Raw genomic sequence first — 6,132 nt, 5'->3', positions numbered from 1 at the left:
CCGGCCGGCGCAGCCAGGCCCGTTGGTGAAACACCGCGGAACCGGCTCCGCCGGGCCGCTGGTGTTGCCCCCGGTAGGGGGTGGGCGGCTACACGAAGTGAGCCAACCTGGGGGCGAGCCTAGTCACCGGCGCTCGACGATCACCGGCGCCAGTTGCAGGCCGTTGCGGACCTGTTCGACCGTGTCGCGCGCCAGATCGCGCGATGCAAAGGGACCGGCCTGCAGCCGGTGCGTGCCGCTCTCGCTGAACACGGCGAGGTTGGCGGACAGCATCGGCATTTCGCGCGCCACCTGCTGCTGGAAGCGCAGCGCGCCGTCGCGCTGGCTGAAGGCGCCGAGCTGGACCCAGAAGCCGGGCCCGGCAGCGGCCGCCGCACGCGGCGTCGGCGCGGCGTCCTGGACCGCAGGAGCGGCCAGCGGGGCCATCGGCGGCAGCGCCGTGACCTGCATGGCGTCGTCTCGCGAGGTGGCGACCACCGGCACGGTCAACGTCGAAGGCACCGCGACACTGTCGGGTGCAGCGGCCGGCGCGGCCGCCACAAAGGCGGGAACCGCCTGCTGCGCCAGCACCGGCGCATCGGCCCGCCGCCAGGCGCCGGTGCGGATGTCCTCGTTGGTGATGCGCTCGATCTCCACCGGTGCGACGCCGCGCAGCAGGTCGAGCTTGAGCGCCGCGGTGTAGCTCAGGTCGATCACGCGGTCGTCGTGGAAGGGGCCGCGGTCGTTCACGCGCACGATCACCTCGCGCCCGTTGGCYGGGTTGCGCACCCGCACGTAGCTCGGCAGCGGCAGCGTCTTGTGTGCGGCAGTCATCGCGTACATGTCGTAGGGCTCGCCGCTCGCGGTGGACTGGGCGTGGAACTTGGCGCCATACCACGAGGCCAGGCCGCTTTCGCGGAACGGCCGGTCGTCCGCGATCGGGACGTAGGAGCGGCCGAGCACCGTATAGGGTTTGCTGGTACCGCCGCTGCTGCGGATCGACTCAACCCGGGGCTCGGCATCGGGCACCTGGCTCAGTCCGGAAGGCGGATTGGCGTCGGCGCCGTCGCGGCCGACGCCGGAGCCGCCGCGCGGTCCGCTGGCGCAGCCGGCGAGGAACACCAGCGTCGCCGCCGCGATCCCGAATGCGATCCGTGGTGCGATCAGGCGGCCCAGCGCACGCAGTGGGGGAGCGTGGGGGCCATCCAGGCCGGCGCCGGGCCGTCCCAAGGCGGCCTGCGGCCCCCTCGGGGGGCAGCGACCCACACGCAGTGGGGGAGCGTGGGGGCCAGTCTCAATCAAATACGGCCTTCCACAGGGCCAGCATGGCCTCGCGCTCGACCACCAGCGCCGTCATCGGCACCTGCGTCGGTTCCTCGTTGAGCCGGGCCCGGTGCTGCACCCGGCGCAGCTCGCGGTAGGCGGAGGCGGCGGCCTGGCCGATACCCGTGGGGAGCAGGCCGGCCGCCTCGGCCCGCAGCAGCAGTGCGATGTTGCCGACATTGGGCACCAGTTCGGGATGCGCCTCGGCCGCCGACAGCACCAGGAACTGCACCGCGAATTCGGCGTCGACCATGCCGCCCGCGCTGTGCTTGACGTCGAAGCGGTCGGGCTTGACCGGGCGCGCGGCGCGCACCTTCTCGCGCATCGCCACGATCTCGGCCTTGAGCGCGTCGCGATCGCGCGGCGCCGTGATCACCGCCTCGCGGATGCGGTCGAAGCGCTCGCCGAGCGCCGGCGCGCCGAGCACGAAGCGGGCGCGGGTCATGGCCTGGTGCTCCCAGGTCCAGGCGGTGTTGCTGCCGCGGCCGAGCTGGTATTTCTCGTAGGCCTCGAAGCTGGTGGTCAGCAGGCCCGAGTTGCCGTTCGGGCGCAGCGCGGTGTCGATCTCGAACAGGTCGCCTTCGCGGGTCTTGACCGTGAGCCAGTTGATCAGCTTGCGCACGTAGGCCGCGTAGACCTCGCCGGCGCGCTCGTCCTCGTCGTCGTAGACGAAGACGATGTCGAGGTCGCTGCCGTAGCCCAGTTCCTTGCCGCCGAGCTTGCCGTAGCCGATGATCGCGAACTGCGGCTGCTCGCGGTGCGGATTGCGCACCTGCGGCCAGCACCAGCGCGCGGTGACGCGCAGCACCACGTCGGCCAGCGCGCTCAGGTCGTCGGCCACCTGCTCGACCGTGATCCGGCCATCGACGTCGCGCGCCAGCGTGCGGAACAGCTCGGCATGGTGCGCATGGCGCAGCAGGTTGAGCAGGCGCTCCTCGTCGGCTTCGCCGGTGCGTGTCAGCGACTGGTGGCGGTCCTCGAGCTCGCGTTCGAACTCGGCCGCCACGAAGCGGCCGCTCAGCATCTCGTTGCTGGCCAGCTCGTCGATCACGCCGGGATGCTGCAGCAGGTAGCGCGCCGGCCACTTGGCCGAGCCGAGCAGGCGCAGCAGCCGCTCCTGCACGGCGGGCCGTTCGACCAGCAGCGCGATGTAGCTTTCGCGGCGCAGCAGCGGCTCGATCCAGTCGGCCCAGCGCAGCGCAGCCTCGACATGGTGGGAAATGCGGCCCGGCGCCTCGCTGTCGGGCTCGCGCAGCCACTGGCCGGTGCGCTGGATCAGCTGGCGCAGGCGGGCCCGCGTGTCGTCGCGCAGCGCCAGCACGCGCGGGTTCTCGCTCCAGCCGCGGATGCGTTCGGCGAACGGACCGGGCAGGGTGTCGATCAGGTCGTGAATGTCCACCGGCGCCGGGCCCGGCGCGCCGCCCTTGCAGCCGTTGCAGGGCGCCTTGCCGCCGAGCAGCTTGTCGAACTCCTGGGCGACGAATTCGCGATGGGCGTCGAGCTGGGCCAGGAAGGCGCAGCAGTCGGCGTACCCGAGGGTCTGCGCGATCCACCGCAGATCGTCGTCGTTCACCGGCAGCACGTGGGTCTGCTGGTCGTCCAGGTACTGGATGCGGTGCTCCACCCGGCGCAGGAACTCGTAGGCGGCGGCCAGCGCATTGGCCGTTTCCTGCGGCATCAGGCCGGCGCGCGCCAGGCGCTGCAGCGCATCGAGCGTGGGCCGGGTGCGCAACTCGGGGAACTGGCCGCCGCGCACCACTTGCAGCAGTTGCACCGTGAACTCGATCTCGCGGATGCCGCCGCGCGACAGCTTGACGTCGTTGGCGCGTTCGGGCCGGCCGGCGCTGCGGCGCGCCGCCTGTTCGCGGATCTGCCGGTGCAGCGTGCGCAGCGAGTCGAACACGCTGTAGTCCAGGTAGCGGCGGAAGACGAAGGGAAGCACCACCCCGCGCAGCGCCTGCGCCGAGCTGTCGGCCACCACCGCCGCGGGCGCCACCACGCGGCTCTTGAGCCAGGCGAAGCGCTCCCATTCGCGGCCCTGGACCTGGAAATATTCCTCGAGCGCATCGAGCGAGACCACGCTCGGCCCCGAGTTGCCGTTGGGCCGCAGCGCCAGGTCGACGCGGAACACGAAGCCGTTCCCGGTGGTGTCGCCCACCAGCGCGTAGATGCGCTTGACCGCGCGCGCGAAGTATTCCTGGTTGGCGAGCCGTGAACGCCCATCGGGGTCGCCTGCGGTTTCGCCGTCCTGGTCGTAGAGATAGATCAGGTCGATGTCGCTCGACACGTTGAGCTCGCGCGCGCCGAGCTTGCCCATGCCGACGACCCAGAGCTGGGCGCGCCGGCCGTCGGCCGCGAGCGGTGCCCCGTGCACTTCGTCGAGTTCGGCGCAGGCTTCGCGGCAGGCGACGTCGAGCGCGAATTCGGCCAGTTGCGTGACCGCGGTGGTGACCACCGCCAGCGCCGCCTGCTGGTCGCAGTCGAGCGCGATCAGCCGCTCCATCACCAGCTGGCGCACGATGCGCAGCGCGTCGGCGGCCGTGTCGCCGCGCGCGCGCAGGGCCTGATAGGCCTCGGCCATAGGGGCGCGCAGCGGTTCGCCTGGCGGCAGCAATGGCAGCTCGGCAGCGTAGCGGCGCCGAAGCCGCTGAACGAAGCGCGAATAGGCCGACAGTGGCGGCGAATCGGATGGCGGCATCGACCGCTGAATCTCGGCATCGGCACCGGTGGAACCCGGTTGGGTGCTGGCGGTCATAATTCCTGACACAGCGCGATCCTCAATGAACGACACGACGTCTTCCCCTTCACGTCTGCTCAAGATCACCGCTGCGACGGCGCGCTGGTTGTTGGGTTTGCTGATCGGTGCATGGCTCCTGCTTGCGCTGTCAGTCGCTGTCCTACATCTCTGGATTGTGCCGCGAATCGGCGACTACCGTGGCGCGCTGGAAGCGCAGGCCACACGGGCCATCGGCGTGCCGGTGCGCATCGGTTCGATCGGCGCCCGGTCGGGCAGCCTGTTTCCCACGGTCGAGCTGCGCGACGTGGTGCTCCTGGACGCCCGCAACCAGGAGGCGTTGCGCCTCGAGCGGGTGGTGGCCAGCGTGTCGCCGCGCTCGCTCTGGAACCTGAGCTTCGAGCAGCTCTACATCGAGCGGCCGCAGGTCGAAGTCCGGCGCGACGCGCTCGGCAAGCTGCACATCGCCGGGCTCGACATGTCCAACGAGACCAGCGGCGGCGGCGACGGTGCCGACTGGTTCTTCGCCCAGCGCGAGGTCGTGGTGCAGGGCGGGACGGTGCGCTGGACCGACGAGCGGCGCAAGACCGGGCCGCTGCTGCTGACCGACGTCCAGTTCGTCGCCCGCAACGGCGGCCGCCGCCACGCGATGCGCCTCGACGCCACGCCGCCGGCCGGCTGGGGCGAGCGCATCACGCTGCGCGGCCGGTTCCGCCAGCCCCTGCTGTCGGTGCGCAGCGGCAACTGGCGCACCTGGGACGGCCAGGTCTATGCCGACCTGCCCTACATCGACATCACGCGGCTCGGCCGCTACGTCGACCTCGACGGCCGGATCCGCGAAGGCGCGGGCGGCTTGCGGGTCTGGGCCGACGTCAATGACGGCGAGTTCAGCGGCGGCGCGGTCGACCTGGCCTTGACCCGCATCGACGCCTCGCTCGGCAAGGCGCTCCGGCCGCTGGTGCTGCGCGACGTCACCGGACGCCTGGCCGGCAAGCGCAGCGACGGCACGCTGGAGTTTGCAACCAGCCGGCTGCAGTTCGACACCGCCGATCAGATGCGCTGGCCCGGGGGCAATCTGTGGTTCCAGCACACGCCGGCCAAGGGCCATGCCGCAGAGCGCACCGCGCTGCGAGCCGACCGGCTCGATCTCGCGGCGCTGGCGATGATCGCCGACCGGTTGCCGCTGGGCGAGGCGGCCCGCAAGCGGATCGAGGCGTTCCAGCCGCGCGGCCTGGTCGAGCGCATCGAGGCCAGCTGGCAAGGTACGGCGGGCGAACCCGACCACTATCAGTTCAAGGGGCGCATGAGCGGCTTCAGCGTGGCGTCGCAGCCGGGTGCGCCGGCGGCCGCCCCGGCCCCGGTGCCCGCGAGCGCGCCGCCGCACGAGCCGGTCGGAACCCCCGGCGTGAGCGGCGCCACGGTCGACTTCGAGGCCAGCCAGGCCGGCGGCAGCGCCACGCTGTCGATCGCGAACGGCGCGCTCGACCTGCCCGGCGTGTTCGAGGAGCCGGTGGTGCCGATCGAGCGGCTGTCGAGCCAGCTCCAGTGGAAGCTCGAGGGCGGCGCGGCCCAGCTGCAGGTCTCGAACCTGCGCTTCGCGAACGTCGATGCCGAGGGCGAGGCCCAGGCCAGCTGGCGCACCAGCGACCCCGCGGTGTCGCGCGGCGCCGACCGCTATCCCGGCGTGCTCGACCTGCAGGGCAAGCTGACGCGGGCCGACGGCACCCGGGTCTGGCGCTATCTGCCGCTTCACATTCCGAAGCCCACGCGCGACTACGTGCGCGACGCGGTCACCAAGGGCACCGCCAGCTCGGTCGACTTCAAGGTCCGCGGCGACCTCTGGGACATGCCCTTCATGGACCCGAAGCACGGGGACTTCCGCATCGTCGCGAAGGTCGCCGACGTCAGCTATGCCTATGTGCCGCCGGCGCCGCGGGAGACCAAGGTCTGGCCAGGGTTGACGGGCCTGTCGGGCGAGCTGGTGTTCGAGCGCGCCGGCATGCTGGTGCGCAACGCGCGCGGGCGCATCGCCGGCGCGCAGGGGATCGAGATCACGAAGGCCGAGGCCCAGATCGCCGACATGTCGCACCATGCGC

General features: G+C 71.8%; 3 protein-coding genes. 1 reads left to right on the top strand and 2 read right to left on the bottom strand.

The features are described 5' to 3' along the window. Positions 1 to 123: 123 nt before the first annotated feature. Both AC1D2K_RS28110 and glnE read right to left on the bottom strand, forming a co-directional pair. Positions 124 to 1,164 (bottom strand): septal ring lytic transglycosylase RlpA family protein, encoded by a 1,041-nt coding sequence (locus AC1D2K_RS28110; protein ID WP_478092828.1) that lies wholly within the window; start codon positions 1,162 to 1,164, stop codon positions 124 to 126. Between the two features lie 109 nt (positions 1,165 to 1,273). Then, positions 1,274 to 4,057, bottom strand: a complete 2,784-nt coding sequence (glnE, locus tag AC1D2K_RS28105; protein ID WP_478092827.1) for a bifunctional [glutamate--ammonia ligase]-adenylyl-L-tyrosine phosphorylase/[glutamate--ammonia-ligase] adenylyltransferase — start codon at positions 4,055 to 4,057, stop codon at positions 1,274 to 1,276. Between the two features lie 25 nt (positions 4,058 to 4,082). Here glnE and AC1D2K_RS28100 point away from each other — a divergent pair. After that, the coding region (locus tag AC1D2K_RS28100; protein ID WP_478092825.1) for a YhdP family phospholipid transporter at positions 4,083 to 6,132 on the top strand (2,050 nt) is incomplete at its 3' end.

The sequence above is a fragment of the Variovorax sp. P1_H12_2 genome, assembly GCF_056405335.1.
The sequence above is the reverse complement of the archived record's forward strand: the minus strand, read 5'-3'. Positions and strand labels throughout refer to the sequence as shown.

What these genes read in the sequence shown, in the direction of transcription:
- glnE (WP_478092827.1), bottom strand. Translation starts at nt 4,057, where the DNA reads ATGACCGCCAGCACCCAACCGGGTTCCACCGGTGCCGATGCCGAGATT.